16 protein-coding genes are annotated in these 13942 nt (G+C 72.7%); 4 read left to right on the forward strand and 12 right to left on the reverse strand.

Annotation, left to right across the window (positions count from 1 at the left end; translation table 11 throughout):
- Positions 1 to 43: 43 nt before the first annotated feature.
- The 10 genes from ACFUUZ_RS08390 to ACFUUZ_RS08435 form a co-directional block, all read right to left on the reverse strand.
- The gene (locus ACFUUZ_RS08390; protein ID WP_378693864.1) at positions 44 to 1174 is read right to left on the reverse strand and encodes an NAD(P)-dependent alcohol dehydrogenase; all 1131 of its coding nucleotides are present in this window, start codon (positions 1172 to 1174) and stop codon (positions 44 to 46) included.
- A complete protein-coding gene (locus ACFUUZ_RS08395; protein ID WP_378693866.1) occupies positions 1174 to 1932 on the reverse strand; it encodes an SDR family NAD(P)-dependent oxidoreductase in 759 nt (252 codons plus the stop codon). Before ACFUUZ_RS08395 ends, ACFUUZ_RS08390 begins: the two co-directional genes overlap by 1 nt.
- 11 nt (positions 1933 to 1943) lie before the next feature.
- Positions 1944 to 2690: an SDR family NAD(P)-dependent oxidoreductase gene (locus tag ACFUUZ_RS08400; protein ID WP_378693868.1), complete on the reverse strand. Its 747-nt coding sequence runs from the start codon at positions 2688 to 2690 to the stop codon at positions 1944 to 1946.
- Positions 2687 to 3889 (reverse strand): acyl-CoA dehydrogenase family protein, encoded by a 1203-nt coding sequence (locus ACFUUZ_RS08405; protein ID WP_378693870.1) that lies wholly within the window; start codon positions 3887 to 3889, stop codon positions 2687 to 2689. The genes ACFUUZ_RS08400 and ACFUUZ_RS08405 overlap by 4 nt, the downstream gene beginning before the upstream one ends.
- 14 nt (positions 3890 to 3903) lie before the next feature.
- A complete protein-coding gene (locus tag ACFUUZ_RS08410; RefSeq protein ID WP_378693872.1) occupies positions 3904 to 4872 on the reverse strand; it encodes a phosphotransferase family protein in 969 nt (322 codons plus the stop codon).
- 43 nt (positions 4873 to 4915) lie between these two features.
- Positions 4916 to 6058 (reverse strand): acyl-CoA dehydrogenase family protein, encoded by a 1143-nt coding sequence (locus ACFUUZ_RS08415; RefSeq protein WP_378693935.1) that lies wholly within the window; start codon positions 6056 to 6058, stop codon positions 4916 to 4918.
- 193 nt (positions 6059 to 6251) lie between these two features.
- Positions 6252 to 7394 (reverse strand): thiolase family protein, encoded by a 1143-nt coding sequence (locus ACFUUZ_RS08420; RefSeq protein WP_378693874.1) that lies wholly within the window; start codon positions 7392 to 7394, stop codon positions 6252 to 6254.
- Positions 7391 to 7867 carry a Zn-ribbon domain-containing OB-fold protein gene (locus tag ACFUUZ_RS08425; RefSeq protein ID WP_378693875.1) on the reverse strand — a complete coding sequence of 159 codons (477 nt, stop codon included), beginning with the start codon at positions 7865 to 7867 and terminating at the stop codon, positions 7391 to 7393. The genes ACFUUZ_RS08420 and ACFUUZ_RS08425 overlap by 4 nt, the downstream gene beginning before the upstream one ends.
- 29 nt (positions 7868 to 7896) lie before the next feature.
- Positions 7897 to 8685, reverse strand: coding sequence for an enoyl-CoA hydratase/isomerase family protein (locus ACFUUZ_RS08430; protein WP_378693877.1), 789 nt, complete (start codon positions 8683 to 8685; stop codon positions 7897 to 7899).
- A 106-nt stretch (positions 8686 to 8791) separates the two neighbouring features.
- A complete protein-coding gene (locus ACFUUZ_RS08435) occupies positions 8792 to 9925 on the reverse strand; it encodes an acyl-CoA dehydrogenase family protein (protein ID WP_378693878.1) in 1134 nt (377 codons plus the stop codon).
- A gap of 96 nt (positions 9926 to 10021) precedes the next feature.
- Here ACFUUZ_RS08435 and ACFUUZ_RS08440 point away from each other — a divergent pair, with 96 nt between their 5' ends.
- From ACFUUZ_RS08440 to ACFUUZ_RS08455, 4 genes are all read left to right on the forward strand, one after another.
- On the forward strand, positions 10022 to 10396 hold the full coding sequence (locus tag ACFUUZ_RS08440; RefSeq protein ID WP_378693880.1) for a nuclear transport factor 2 family protein: 375 nt from the start codon (positions 10022 to 10024) through the stop codon (positions 10394 to 10396).
- Positions 10393 to 10770 (forward strand): hypothetical protein, encoded by a 378-nt coding sequence (locus ACFUUZ_RS08445; RefSeq protein ID WP_378693882.1) that lies wholly within the window; start codon positions 10393 to 10395, stop codon positions 10768 to 10770. Before ACFUUZ_RS08440 ends, ACFUUZ_RS08445 begins: the two co-directional genes overlap by 4 nt.
- A gap of 40 nt (positions 10771 to 10810) precedes the next feature.
- Positions 10811 to 10993 carry a hypothetical protein gene (locus tag ACFUUZ_RS08450; protein ID WP_378693884.1) on the forward strand — a complete coding sequence of 61 codons (183 nt, stop codon included), beginning with the start codon at positions 10811 to 10813 and terminating at the stop codon, positions 10991 to 10993.
- A 121-nt stretch (positions 10994 to 11114) separates the two neighbouring features.
- Positions 11115 to 11834, forward strand: a complete 720-nt coding sequence (locus ACFUUZ_RS08455; RefSeq protein ID WP_378693886.1) for a polyprenol monophosphomannose synthase — start codon at positions 11115 to 11117, stop codon at positions 11832 to 11834.
- A gap of 36 nt (positions 11835 to 11870) precedes the next feature.
- On the opposite strand, the gene ACFUUZ_RS08460 is transcribed toward ACFUUZ_RS08455, so the two are convergent.
- Together ACFUUZ_RS08460 and ACFUUZ_RS08465 are read right to left on the reverse strand one after the other, a co-directional pair.
- On the reverse strand, positions 11871 to 12314 hold the full coding sequence (locus tag ACFUUZ_RS08460) for a DUF6069 family protein (protein WP_378693888.1): 444 nt from the start codon (positions 12312 to 12314) through the stop codon (positions 11871 to 11873).
- Positions 12315 to 12392: 78 nt separating this feature from the next.
- The gene (locus tag ACFUUZ_RS08465; RefSeq protein WP_378693890.1) at positions 12393 to 13859 is read right to left on the reverse strand and encodes a 1-acylglycerol-3-phosphate O-acyltransferase; all 1467 of its coding nucleotides are present in this window, start codon (positions 13857 to 13859) and stop codon (positions 12393 to 12395) included.
- Positions 13860 to 13942 lie beyond the last annotated feature (83 nt).

The raw sequence follows: 13942 nt of genomic DNA on the forward strand, positions 1-13942 counted from the left end.
CTCTTCCTCGTCGTATCACGAGCCGGTCGGGAGGCGGCGGATTTCAGGGGACGAGCACGGCTCGTCCGGTGATCTCGCCCGCGCGCAGCCGGGCGTAGACGGCCGGGGCGTCGGCGAGCGGGAAGGTCTCGACGCTGGTGTGCAGCGCGCCCTCGGTCGCGAGCCGGACCGCGTGCGCGAGGTCGGCGCGGGTCGCCCAGAAGGGGGCGGAGACCCGCCAGCCGGGGGCGAGCCCGAGGTCCTTGCCGACCTCGGCGCGCCCGCCGCCGCTGCCCACCTGGACCAGGCGGCCGCCGGGGGCGAGGAGTTCCAGCGCAGGGCCGACCGTCTGCGGGACGCCCGCGAAGTCGAGGATCAGGTCGGCGCCGCCGTCGAGCGATGGGGCCGGATCCTCGGCCTGCGCCGAAGTGCGGGCCGCACCGGCGGACGGGGGGCCTGTGTCGGCCGGGGCAGGGTGCGCGTCGGCCGGGCCGAGCCGCACGGCGGACAGCTCCGCGACCGCGCTTTCGGCGCCGAGTGCGAGCGCGAGCTCCCTGGCCTCGGCACGGGTGTCGACGGCGACGATCCGCCGGACGCCATCGGCGCGCAGGATCTGCACCGCGAGGTGCCCGAGGCCGCCGACGCCGATCACGACGGCGACGGTGGCGGCGTCGATCAGGTCCAGGTTCTCCCGGACCGCGTGCACGGCGGTCGCCCCGGCGTCGGCGAGCGGGGCCGCGTGCTCGGGAGCCAACCCGGGCGCGGGGACCAGGTGCCGCCCGTCGGGGACCAGCAGGAACTCGGCGAGCCCGCCGGGGTGCCCGAGCCCGTTCCCGAGCGGAACCAGCCGCCCGTCCGGCCCCGGCCGCAGCGTCAGGCAGTAGTTCTCCCGCCCGCGCAGGCAGTTGCGGCAGGCGCCGCAGCTCCAGATGCCGTGCACCACCACGGCCTGCCCGACCAGCGCCGCATCGGCTTCCGGCCCGACCTCGGTGACGATCCCCGCCACCTCGTGCCCGAGCGTGAGCGGCAGCGGATACCCGAACACCGCCCCGGAGGAGTCCATGACGTGCAGGTCGGAGCGGCACAGCCCGGCCGCGGTGACCCGGAGCAGCACCTCGCGCCCGGCCGGGCGCGGCACCGGGACCTCGCGCAGCTCCGGCGCGGCGCCCCAGCGGGTGAGCTGCACGGCGAGCATCAGCGCGCCGTCCAGCCGCCGTCGACCACCAGGGTGTGCCCGGTGACGTACGAGGAGGCGTCCGAGGCCAGGAAGAGCACGGCGCCGTCGACCTCGCCCGCGACCCCGCCGCGGCCGAGCATGGTGTTGCGCCGCACCCAGCCCGCGGACTTCTCGTTCTGGAACAGCCCGTCGGTCATCTCGGTATCGAACCAGCCGGGGACCACGGCATTGACCCGGATCCCGCGCCGCCCCCACTGCCCGGCGAGCTCCCTGGTGACCCCGAGCGTGCCCGCCTTGGAGGCGGCGTAGCTGGCCCCGCCGATCGGCGCGGTGGAGACCAGCCCGATCACCGAGGAGATATTGATGTACGAGGCGCGCCCGCCCTCCGGCACCCGGCCCGCGGCGTAGGTGGCGAGGTGGAACCCGGCCAGCAGGTTCAGCTCCAGAATGGCCGCGAACTCGCTCGCGGTCTCCTGCTCGGCGAACGGCGGGCCGGGGCGCCCGGCATTGTTGACCAGGATGTCCAGCCGCCCGGCGTCGGCGTAGCAGCGGTCGACCAGTGCCCTGCGGTCGGCGTCGTCGGTGACGTCGCAGCGCACCGGGACGATCCGCGGCTCGCTCGCGGCGAGTTCTTCCAGCCTGTCCAGCCTGCGCGCGGCCGCGTAGACAACGGCGCCCGCCCCGGCGAGGGTGCGGGCGAAGCCGATCCCGAGCCCGGACGAGGCCCCGGTGACGACCGCGACCCTGCCCTCGAGCCCGAAGAGCGTTTCCAGCACGGCAACCCCTCTCAGTAGACCGCGGTGCGGCCGCCGTCGACCGGGATGAGCGCGCCGGTCGTGTACCCGGCGGCGTCGCTCGCCAGGTGCACCACGAGCCCGGCGATCTCCTCCGGCCTGCCGAGCCGCCCGGCGGGCAGCCGGTCCACGATCTTGCCGACGAACTCGTCGTCCCAGTTCTCCGCCATATCGGTGGCGAAGCCGCCGGGCAGGACGCAGTTCACCCGGACGCTCGGCGCGTACTCCTGGGCGAAGGCCCTGGTCAGCGCGTTCAACCCGTTCTTGGCGGCGGCGTACATCGCCTCCGGCGGGCTGGGCCGCTCGGCGCCGATGCTGGAGATATTGACGATCGCGCCGCCGCCGTTCGCGGCCATCCGCGCGCCCGCCACCGCCATGAGCCGGAACGGGCCCTTGAGGTTGACCTCGATGGTCTTGTCCCACAGCGATTCCCCGACGGCGAGCAGGTTCTCCGCGAGCGGCGCGATGCCCGCGTTGTTCACCACGATGTCGAGCGAGCCGTGCTCGGCGATGATGCCGTCCACGGCAGGTTCGATGGTGTCCCACTGCCCGACGTGCAGCGCCAGCGGGTGCGCGCCCGCGCCGAGCTCGGCGACCGCGCGCTCGCAGGCCTCCAGCTTGCGGCTGGAGACGACCACCGTCGCGCCCGCGTCGAGCAGCCCGCGGGCGATGGCCAGCCCCAGCCCGCGGCTGGCGCCGGTGACCAGCGCGACCTTGCCATGCAGATCCTGATTCGTCATGCGTACTTCTTCATCTCCAGGCGCGCCATGGTGCGCAGGTGGACTTCGTTCGGGCCGTCCGCGATCTGCAGCGCGCGGGTGATGGCGTGCATGCGGGCGAGCACGGTGTCGTTGCTGACCCCGGCCGCGCCGTACGCCTGCACCGCCCGGTCCACGCACCGGTGCGCGACCTCCATGGCGGAGACCTTGATCGCCGCCACCTCGGAGCGCGCGGCGGCATTGCCCTTGGTGTCCATCAGCCAGGAGGCGTTCAGGGTCAGCAGCCGGATCTGGTCGATCTCGATGCGCGAGCGGGCGATCCACTCGCGGACCACGCCGCGCTCGGCGAGCGGCCCGCCGAAGGCGACCCGGTCGCGGGCGCGCAGGCAGAGCAGCTCCAGCGCGCGCTCGGCCATGCCGATGGCCCGCATGGCGTAGTGCATCCGGCCCGGACCCAGCCTGCCCTGGGCGATGGCGAAGCCGTCACCCGCCGTGCCGAGCATGTTCTCCGCGGGCACCCGGACATCGGTGAACTGCACCTCGCCGTGGCCGAGGCGGTCGTGGAAGCCGAACATGGGCAGGTCGCGCAGCACCTCGATGCCCGGCGCGTCGGCCGGGACCAGGATCATGCTCTGCTGCCGGTAGGTGGGGCCGTCCGGATCGGACTTGCCCATGAAGACGATCAGCTTGCAGTCCGGGTCGAGGATGCCGGAGATGTACCACTTGCGGCCGTTCAGGACGTACTCGTCGCCGTCGCGCCGGATGGTGGAGGTGATGTTGGTGGCATCCGAGCTGGCCACCGCGGGCTCGGTCATGGCGAAGGCGGAGCGGATGCTGCAGTCCAGCAGCGGTTTCAGCCACTGGTCGCGCTGCGCCTCGGTGCCGTAGAGCGCGAGGATCTCCATGTTGCCGGTGTCCGGCGCGGAGCAGTTGAAGACCTCGTTGCCGATGATCGAGCGGCCCATGACCTCGGCCAGCGGGGCATACTCCAGGGTGGTCAGCCCGGCGCCGAGCCCGCCGTGCGTCATGAACAGGTTCCACAGCCCGGCCTCGCGGGCCTTCGCCTGCAGCTCCCGCATGATCGCGGGCTGCTCGTGCCGGTTCGCGGCGGCGTCGATCTGGCCGTCGTAGACCGGCTCGGCCGGGTAGACGTGCGTTGCCATGAAGAGCTCGAGCCGGTCGAGCAGTTCGTCGGTGCGGGCGGAGTAGGAGAAGTCCATGGGTGTCCTCGGGATCAGCGGGCCAGCAGCGCGGTGCCGGTGGCGATGAGCCGGTCGATGGTGGCGGGCAGCTTCTCCTGGTCCGGGTCGTGGTGCCTGCCCTCGCGGTGCCTGCGCAGGTTGTGGCCCATGATCGCGGCCATCTTGAGCCGCCCCAGCGCGTCGAACCAGGTGAGGTCGCCGGGCAGCGCGCGCTTTTCGCGGTACCGCTCGACCAGCTCGGCGGCGGTCGGTAGGCCGGGCACCGCGCGGCCGACGCCGGGGAAGTTGCCGCCGTCGGTGAAGACCAGGAACCAGCCGAGCTCGACCCTGGGGTCGCCGACGCTCCAGATCTCCCAGTCGATGAGCGCGGCGGGTTCGGTGCCCGCGCAGAGGATGTTGCCGAGGCGGTAGTCGCCGTGCACCAGGACCGGATCGATCGGGGCCGGGATGTCCCTGGCGAGCAGGTCGAGCAGGTGCTGCCCGCCCGCGACCAGATCCGGCGGGACGGCGTTCATGGTGCGGGCCCAGCGGGCGAGTTCGTCGGCGGGGGTGAGGGTTTCGCCGGGGTCGGTGATGCGCGCGGGGTCGACGTCGTGCAGCAGGGGGAGCACGTCGGCGACCCGGCGCATGCGGGCGGCGGCGAGCTCCGGTTCGACCGCGGGGTCGTCCAGTACCGGCTCCAGCGACTCGCCGGGGACGAGCTCCATGGCGAACCAGGCGGGCTGGTCGGCGTCCTCCAGCACGATGCGCGGCACCGGGACCGCGGTGTCGGCCAGGGCGCGCATGATCCTGGCCTGGCGCAGCATGTCGTGCCTGCCGATCGGGGTGCGGCCGTCGGGGACCGCCTTGACCACGTAGCGGGCGCGGTCGGTGGTGACCCGGTAGGTGAGGCCGGAGTGGCCGCCGAGCAGCGGCTCGAAGCCGGTCACCGGCTCGCCGCGCTCGGCGCGGAAGCGCTCGGCGACCCTGGGTTCCACGGTGCTCACGGGCGCGGCGCTCATCTTCCCGCCTCGCTGCTCGCGGACGGCACGGCACTGGTGGTGGTCACGGGCGCGGCTCCTTGGGCAGGCCGAGCACCCGCTCGGCGATGATGTTGTGCTGGATCTCGTCGGTGCCGCCCGCGATGCGGTAGCCGGGGGCGCCGAGCAGGTGCTCGGTCCAGGCGTAGCGGCCCCAGGCGCCGGAGTCGGCGCCGAGCTCGCGGCCGAGCAGCAGCCTGGCCACCTCGGAGGTGCGGGCCATGGTGTCGGTGGCGAGCAGCTTGCCCAGCGAGGCCTCCGGGCCGGGGTCGTCGCCCGCCACGACGGCGGCGGCCACCCGCATGTTCCCGATGCGCTGCACGTAGCTGCGGGTGACCAGGTCGGCGACCCGGTCGCGCTCCAGGTCGGTGAGCTCGCGACCCAGGTTGCGGGCCAGCTCGACCGCGCGGTCGGCATTGGCCAGGCCGAGGTTGCCGCCGTCCAGCCGCTCGGCGGCGAGCACGGTCAGCGCGACCGGCCAGCCCTTGCCGACCGGGCCGAGCCGGTGCTCGTCGGTGAGCCGGACCCCGTCCAGGTAGACCTCGTTGAACGAGGTCCCCCCGGTCATCTGCCGGATCGGGCGGACCGTGATGCCCGGTGCGTCCATCGGCACCAGGAAGACGGTGAGCCCGGCGTGCTTCGGGACGGTCGGGTCGGTGCGGCAGACCGCGACGCCGTAGTCGGCGACGGTCGCGCCCGAGGTCCAGACCTTGTGGCCGTCCAGGGTCCAGGTGCCGTCCGCGTCCTGGACGGCCTTCGTCCGCACGGCGGCCAGGTCGGAGCCCGCCTCGGTCTCGGAGAAGAGCTGGCAGGCGATGAGGTCGGTGCGGAGCATGGCCCGGACCCAGCGTTCGCGCTGGTCCGGGGTGCCCCACTGGGCGATGGTCGGGGCGACGAGTTGCTGGGTGACCGAGAACATCTCGGTGCGGCGCGGGACGTCGAACTCCTCCTCGGTGCGGCGGAAGGCCAGCACGTAGGAGATCGGCAGGTCGCGGCCGCCGTACTCGGCGGGCCAGTTCAGCGCCGACCAGCCCGCGTCGAACTTGGCCTGCTCGTAGCCGCGGATGCGGTCGGTGTGCGCGCGCTCCTCGGCGGCGGTCCAGTTCTCGAAGACGGCCACGGAGTCGTCGCCCGCGCCCCAGGTGCTCGCGGTGCGCGGCGCGGCCATGCCTGCCAGCCAGCCGCGCGCCTGCTCGGTGAAGGTGCCCAGGTCGGGCGCGGTCTGCGTCACTGCTTGTCCTTCCTGGCGCGGGCCGCTCGGTGCCGGTCGGCCGGTGCGCGGTCCTCGCTCGTCGTTGCCGTGCCGCGCGGTGCCCGGTCGAACCGGTGCCGGTGGCGCGGTGCTGGGGTCACCACTCGGTTCAAACCGTCAGCACGGTGCAGGCGCTGATGCCGGGCGCGCCGTAGACGTGGGTGAAGCCGACCCGCGGCGCGTTCGGCACCTGCCGCTCGCCCGCCTCGCCGCGCAGCTGGGTGACGATCTCGTGCACCTGGCGCAGGCCGGAGGCGCCGATCGGCTCGCCGTTGGCGATGCAGCCGCCGTCGGTGTTCACCGGGAGCCTGCCGCCGATCTCGGTCTCGCCTGCTGCGATCCACTTCTCCTGCGCGCCGTGCTCGCAGAAGCCGCACTCGGCCATGTGCATGAGCTCGGCGCCGCTCTCGGTGTCCTGCAGCTGGGCGACCCGCACGTCGTCCGGGCCGATGCCCGCCTGTTCGAAGGCGGCCGCGGCGGCGTCGGTGCTGACGCTGGTCGGCTCGCCGGTGCCCTGCACCGAGGGGCCGAACACCTCGAACGAGCCGAAGCGCCTGGTGCGGTGCGTGATCGCGTCGATCCGGACCGCGCGGCCCAGTTTCTTCGCGACCCCGGGGGCGGCGATCACGATGGCGGCGGCGCCCTCGCCGGGGGAGCAGAACATGTACTTGGTGAGCGGGTCGTTCACCATCTCCGCCGCGGCGATCTCGGCGGCGGGGATCGCCTCCCGGCGCCAGGCGTTCGGGTTCCTGGACCCGTTTCGGTACGCCTTGGCGGCGATGTCGGCGAGCACCGCGGGGTTCATGCCGTGCGTGCGGAGGTAGCGGTTGATCTTGGCGCCGAAGAACTGGGTGGTGACCATGAGTCCTTCGGAGCCGTAGCCGTCGGTGAGGCCCCATTCGGCCGGGGTGGGGTCGAAGGCGCCGCGGGGGTGTTTGTCGAAGCCGACCGCGAGGGCGATCTCGGCGGCGCCCGCTTTCACCGCGTTGACCGCGGCGTAGAGGGCGCTGCCTCCGGTCGCACAGCCGTTGCGGACGTTGGTGAACGGGATGCCGGTGAGGCCGAGTTCCGACACGAGGGTGTCGGCGAGGCCGGAGGAGTCGCTGCCGCCGAAGGCGACCTGGATGTCCGGCCAGGTCAGGTCGGCGTCTTGCAGTGCCGCGCTGATGGCGGTCACGGCCATTTCACGGCCGGTTGTTCCCGGCTGCCTGCCGAATTTGCTGAGGCCGGCGCCGACTATCGAGACGTTCATTCGGGGCCTTCCTCGGTGATGGTGAATCGGGGGACCGGGTCGACGGCGACGAGACGGACCGCTGCCCGGTCGAGCCGGGCGAAGCGGTCGCTACCGCGTATATCGCCCGGCGCTGCCGCGCCGCTCGACTGATCTGCGCCTATGGAAGCGGCGCCGGCCGGGTTGTTCGCGCCGGTCGGTGCGGCGCCGCGTGGACCGGCGTCCCGGGGGACGTCGATGATCCCTTCGACCCTGACGCCGTCGGGCAGCTCGACCCACCCGACGGCGTACGGGGCGAAGCCGGTCGCGGGCGGGACGTAGGGCGGCGACTTCGGCGCGAAGCGCTGCACCGTGTACGCCCAGACCACGCCGGTGCGGCTCAGCGCGAGCGGCTCGGCGGTCGGGGTCGCGCAGCGGGCGCAGCGCGCGCTCGCCGGGAAACCGACGGTGCCGCAGACGGTGCAGCGGCTGCCGTGCAGAACCGGCTCACCCATGTCCATCCCCTCTCGGATCGAAACGAGATCTACCGGCCGACCCACTTGGGCTCGCGCTTCTCCAGGAAGGCGTTCACGCCCTCGCGCGCGTCCTCGGACTGCAGCGCGTTGCCGACCGCGAGGTGCTCCATGACCATGAGCGACTGGATGTCGGCGTCCAGCCCGCGGTCGATCGTCATCTTGGTGAGCTTCATGGCGAAGGGGCTCTTGTCCACGATCGGCGCGATGAAGTCGGCGACCAGCTGGTCCAGCTCGGCGGCGGGCGCGGAGGCGTTGATCAGGTCGAAGGCGGCGGCCTCGGTGCCGGAGAGCAGCTTGCCGGTGAGCATGAGCTCCTTGGTCTTGCGGATGCCGATCATCCGGGGCAGCCGGTAGATCGGCCCCGCGCCGCCGAAGAGCGCGCGCCGGATGTGGAAGTCGCCGATCTTGGCGTCGTCCGCGGAGACCGCGAAGTCGCAGGAGATCATGAGCTCGAACCCGCCCGCGGTGACGTACCCCTCGAGCACCGCGACCGACGGGGTGTTCATCGAGTACAGCCGGTCGCAGACCTTGGCCGAGAGCACCGCGACGTCCATCGCGTTGGTCTTGCCGACGTAGTTCTCCCGCAGCTCGTCCAGGTCGAAGCCGGAGCAGAAGGTGTTGGCCCGGCCGCGCAGCACCAGGACCTTGAGGTTCGGGTCGTTGTCGACCTCGACGATGATCTCGTCCAGCCGGTGCAGCAGTTCGACGGTCACCGCGTTCTTCTTGTGCGGGCGGTTCAGCCACACGCGGGCGACGTCGCCGTCCTTCTCGAGCACGATGTGGTCGGTGTCAACCATGGTGGGCCTCTTTCTCGGAGGGGTTGGCCGTTCGAATTGAACTGGATTCAATTCAGTTCTAGTGGGTGAGGGCGGTGGTCGTCAATAGGGGGCGCCAGGTTCGCCGCTAGAGCCCGAGGAGCGCCGCGATCCGGGCTCGGTGCTCGGTCGCCGAGCCGTGCGCCGCCTCGTTGCCGAGCGCGCGTCGGTAGTACGAGTGCGCGGCGTGCTCCCAGGTGAAGCCGACCCCGCCGTGCAGCTGCACCGCCTCGGCCGCCGCCTGCACGGCCGCCTCGGTGCAGACCGCGCCCGCCACCGCCACCGCGAGCCGGGCCGCGCCGGGGTCGTCGGCGTACACCGCGGCGGCGTAGCGCGCAGCCGAGCGGGCCCGCTCCAGCAGCACGAGCAGGTCGGCGAGGCGGTGCTTGATCGCCTGGAAGGAGGCGATCGGGCGGCCGAACTGCTGCCGCGCGCGGGTGTACTCCACGGTGAGCTCGAGCAGCCGGTCGATCACCCCGGTGTTCTCGCAGGCGACCGCGAGGGTGGCCAGGTCGCGCAGCCGCTCGACCGTGGCCGCGGTGGTCTCCGGGCTGGTCAGCGCGGTGGCGGCGGTGCCGTCCATGGTGAGGTCCGCCTGGCCGCGGGTGGGGTCGATGACGGTGCGGCGGGCGCGGGCGACCTCGGGGCCGAGCCGGGCGGCGAACAGCCGGACGCCGTCCGGGCACGCGGCGAGCGCGATCAGGAGCTCGGCGCTCGCCCCGCCGAGCACGCCGGTGACGGTGCCGCTGAGCATCCAGCCGTCCGGGCCGGGCTCGGCGCGCAGCCGGTCGGTCTCCCCAGTCAGCGGGCTCACCGTGGCGAGCAGCTCGCCCTCGAGCACGGCGGGGAGCAGGTCGTGCACGGTGTCCCGGTCGTCGGCGGCGAGCAGCGCGCCCGCGCCGAGCACCGCCGAGGTGAGCACGGGCGCGGCGGCCAGTGCGCGGCCGCACTCCTCCAGCACGGTGGCGAGCTCGGCGGTGCCGTAACCGAGGCCGCCGCGGTGCTCCGGCACCGCGATCGCGGCCACCGACATCTCGGTGGCGAGCAGCCGCCACAGCTCCCGGTCGTAACCGAGCTCGGATTCCGCGGCGGCGCGCACCCGCTCGATATCGCTGTGCCTGGTGAGCAGGGTGCGCAGGCTGTCGCGCAGCTCCTGCCGTTCCGGGCTCGGGGTGAGCGCGGCCGGTTCGGTCCGCGGCCATGGGACGTCGAGTGCGGGCATGGTGGCTCTACTTTCGAGTTGAACTCGGTTCTGTCGAGCCGAGCGTAATACCGCAAACCCTGGACGCGCCGGGAAACTTTGAACTAAGTTCATTTCATGACCCATGCGATCGAGGAGTACTACGCGACGGTCGACAGCGGCAGGCTGGCGGAGGCGACCGCACTGCTCGCGGAGCAGGTCGAGTTCGCGATGGTGCTGCCCACCGGAACGACGCTGGACAGCGGCCGCGGTGCCATGCTCGGCTACCTGCGCGGCCGCCCGGACGTGGACCGGAAGCACCATGTCTTGCGGGTCGCCGTCGACGGCGACCTGCAGTTCGCCTACGGCGACGTCACCGAGCGCGGCGGCACCGTGACCACCGGCCACTTCGCCGCCGCCATGCACCTCGGCCCGGACGGGCTGATCGATCGCTACCAGGTGAGCTTCAGCGCGGCGTTCGCGCTGCTGCCGAACGGAGGAGACCCGCGATGACCACGGCCGGAACCGTCCCCCCGATGCTGGCCCGCTGGTTCGAGTACATGGACTCCGACGACCCGGACCGGGTGCTGAACCTGATCGCCGACGATTTCGTCATGTCCGTGCAGTTCTCCAGGGGCGGCGGCACCGCGACGGAGTTCGTCGGCGACCGGAAGGCGCTGGTCGGCTACCTGGCCCAGCGGGAGAAGAGCACGCTGGTGCACCACATCGACGCGGGCGCCGTGGTGGACCACCGCGAGCTGGTGCTCGGCCGGACCACGCGGGACGGCGCCTTCGAGGCATCCTTCAACGCCACCCTGCAGGTGGACGGCGCGGGCCGGGTGCGGCGGCTGCTCATCGCCCGCACCCCGGAGTTGTCCTTCGAGTGAGTCCCGTGTGGGAACCCCGCTCCGGTGGAATGCTGGAGCCATGGCTGAACGCTGGTACTACTGCTTGAAGCACAATCGGGCCGAGCGCGGGCGGCAGTGCTGGTTCCGGGACCGGATGGGCCCCTACCCGGACCAGGCCACGGCGGAGCGCGCGCTGGAAATCGCAAGAGCCCGAAACGAACAGGCCGACCGGGCCGACCGGAACTGGAGCGAGGGCGGCTGAACCCACCCCACCACCCGGCTTCCCGCCGCACGGATCGAGTACCGTTTCCCGGGAATCAGGCGAACGCGCGCGGGTCCTTCGTGCCCGCGGCGCGTGAACAGGTGAGCTGGGAGGGCGACCCTTGAGGGTTACCGTTGTGGTGCCGACCTACAACGAGCGGGACAATCTGCCGGTCGCGGTGGAGCGGCTGACGTCGCTGCCCGTTCCCGACCTGCACGTGCTCGTCGTCGACGACAACTCGCCGGACGGCACCGGCGAGGTCGCCGACAAGCTCGCCGCCGAGCTGCCCGCCGTGGTCGGCGTGCTGCACCGGACCGAGAAGGACGGCCTCGGCCGGGCCTACATCGCGGGCATCACCCGCGCCCTGGACGAGGGCGCCGACGTGGTGATCCAGATGGACGCCGACCTCTCGCACCCGGCCGAGGTGATCCCGGCCATGCTGGCCAAGCTGCGCGATTCCGACGCGGGCGTGGTGCTCGGCTCCCGCTACGTGCCAGGCGGCTCCACCGCCGAGGAGTGGAAGTGGCACCGCAAGGCGCTCTCCGCCTGGGCCAACTTCTACGTCAACGCCATCCTGCGGCTCGGCGTCAAGGACGCCACCGCGGGCTTCAAGGCGTGGAAGGCCGACACGCTGCGCGCCATCGACGTCGCCTCGATCCGCAGCAACGGCTACTCGTTCCAGGTCGAGATGAACTACCGCACCGTCAAGCGCGGCTACGTCATCGCCGAGGTGCCGATCCGATTCGAGGAGCGCACCCTCGGGGCCTCCAAGATGAGCTTCGCGGTGCAGCTGGAGTCGGCGCTCATGCCGTGGAAGCTGCTCTTCAACCGCGCGGTCTGACGCCCGCGCGCACGGGCGCGGGCGCCGGACCCGCGGTCAGGCGGCCTTGCCCTGCTCGGCGAGCCTGCGCCGCAGCCCCTCCAGCCCGATCACGATGGCGGGCACCAGCGTGACGTGCATCAGCGCCAGCGCGATGGTCGACGCGGCGTCGAAATCGGCGGCGATGGTCAGCCCGATGGTGGCGATGGCCAGCACCGACCCGACGATCTCGGCGACCCGCAGGATGCCGACCCAGCGGTAGGCGAGCAGTACCGCGACGGTCAGCCCGACCAGCATCGGCGCCGCGGTGATGAAGACGATCCCGCTCACCGGCACCTCGCCCACCTCGCCGTTGCTGGTGGCCTCGAAATTCACCCCCGCCGCCTTGGCGATGGCCCAGATGATCAGGTTGGCGACGACGCCCGCGATGGTCGGGCCGAGCACCGCGACGGGGCGGCTCAGCGCGGGGACTCGGCTTTGAAGAGTGGAAGCGGTGGTCATGACGGGTATCCCTCCCTCGGGGAACCGGAGCGGCTCCGGCTCTGCCCACTCATACTGAAACCTCGAGGATCCTTCAGGTCAAGACCTTTGCTCCGGCCAGTGCAGCAGGGTGTGCAGATACTGCCTGCGCACCTGCTCCACCTTCTCGTCCAGCGCGGCCGGATCCCAGCCCGACACGTCGATCGGCGGCAGGATCGCCACATCCACCACGCCGGGCCTGGCGACCATGGCATTGCGGCGGCAGACCTCGCCCGCGTTGCGGATGACGATGGGGATCACCGGCACCCCGGCCTGGATGGCGATGTGGAAGGCGCCCTTCTTGAACGGGGCGACCCGCGGGGTGTACGAGCGGGTGCCCTCCGGCGCGATGGCGATGGAGAGCCCCTCGCCGAGCGTCCGGACCACCGGGGCGAGCGAGGCCCGCGCGCTCTCGGTGTTGGTGCGGTCGATGAAGGTGACGCCGACGAAGCGCATGAGCGGCCCGAAGATCGGGTTTCTGGTGAGCTCCTGCTTGCCGACGCCGGTGACGCCGCCGTTCAGCACCCGCGGCACGATGAAGATGTCGTACTGGCTCTGGTGGTTGAAGAGGAAGACCGCGGGGCGCGGGGTTCGGGCGTGCTCGGTGCCGGTGACCCGCAGCCTGACCCCGGTGGTGGCCAGCACGCCCCTGGTGGCGAAGGCGAGCAGCCCGTCGGCCATCTTCCGGCGCTGCCCGGTGTAGCTGCGGGCGAGCACGCCGAGCAGCGCGCCGCCGAGCATGGCGGCGAAGCCCGCCGCGGTGCGCACGGCGTCCAGCGGGGTGGGTGGGCGGCGCGGGCGGAAGGCGGGCGCGGCCCAGCCCCGCTCGGCCGCGACCGTGGCCAGCCTGGATTCCGGCGCCACCGTGACCGGGTGCCCGGCGCGTTCGAGCAGCGGCAGGTCGGCCAGGCTGTCGGCGTAGACCCAGCTGCGCCCGAGCTGGACGCCGTGCGTCTCCGCGAAGGCCAGCGCGGCGTCGGCCTTGCCCCTGCGCCACAGCGGGGTGCCGTCGAGGTAGCCGGTGAGCGCGCCGCCATCGATGGCGAGCTCGGTGCAGAGCAGGTGCTCGATCCCGAGCTCGTCGGCGACCGGCTGCGCCTGGAACCGGGTGAGCGAGCTGATCAGCACCACGGTGTGGCCCGCCTCGCGGTGCGCCTGCACCAGCGTCCATGCCTCCGGGAAGACCTGCTCGTAGAGCTCGCCGCGGAAGAGCGCGCGGCCCGCGGCCGTGAGGTCGTCCTCGGTGCAGCCCGCCAGCGTGTGCTGCACCGCCTGCAGGAACTGCCCGTACTCGCCGTCGGTGGCGCCCGCCCTGATGCTGTCCCGCAGGGTGCGCGCCGGGTCGTGCGCGCGGCGGCCGGAGAGCCTGCGCAGCGGCCCGGGGCGGCGGAAGCCGTCCACCACGGTGCCCGCGAAGTCGAAGAACGCGCCGACCTGCGGCCCCTGCGGGCCGGTGCGGATCGCCTCCAGCAGCGCGGGGACCGAGCGGGCGGGGACGGCGCCGTCGTCCGGTACGGCCGCGCTCATCACCGCTGCTCCGGCGGCCGGAACGCGGGAGCGCTCGCCCCGCGGCCGCGCATCGGGGTGCCATGGCGCGGCGCCGTCCGGCG

Source organism: Nocardia sp. NPDC057353, from assembly GCF_042667085.1.
Lineage (GTDB): Bacteria > Actinomycetota > Actinomycetes > Mycobacteriales > Mycobacteriaceae > Nocardia.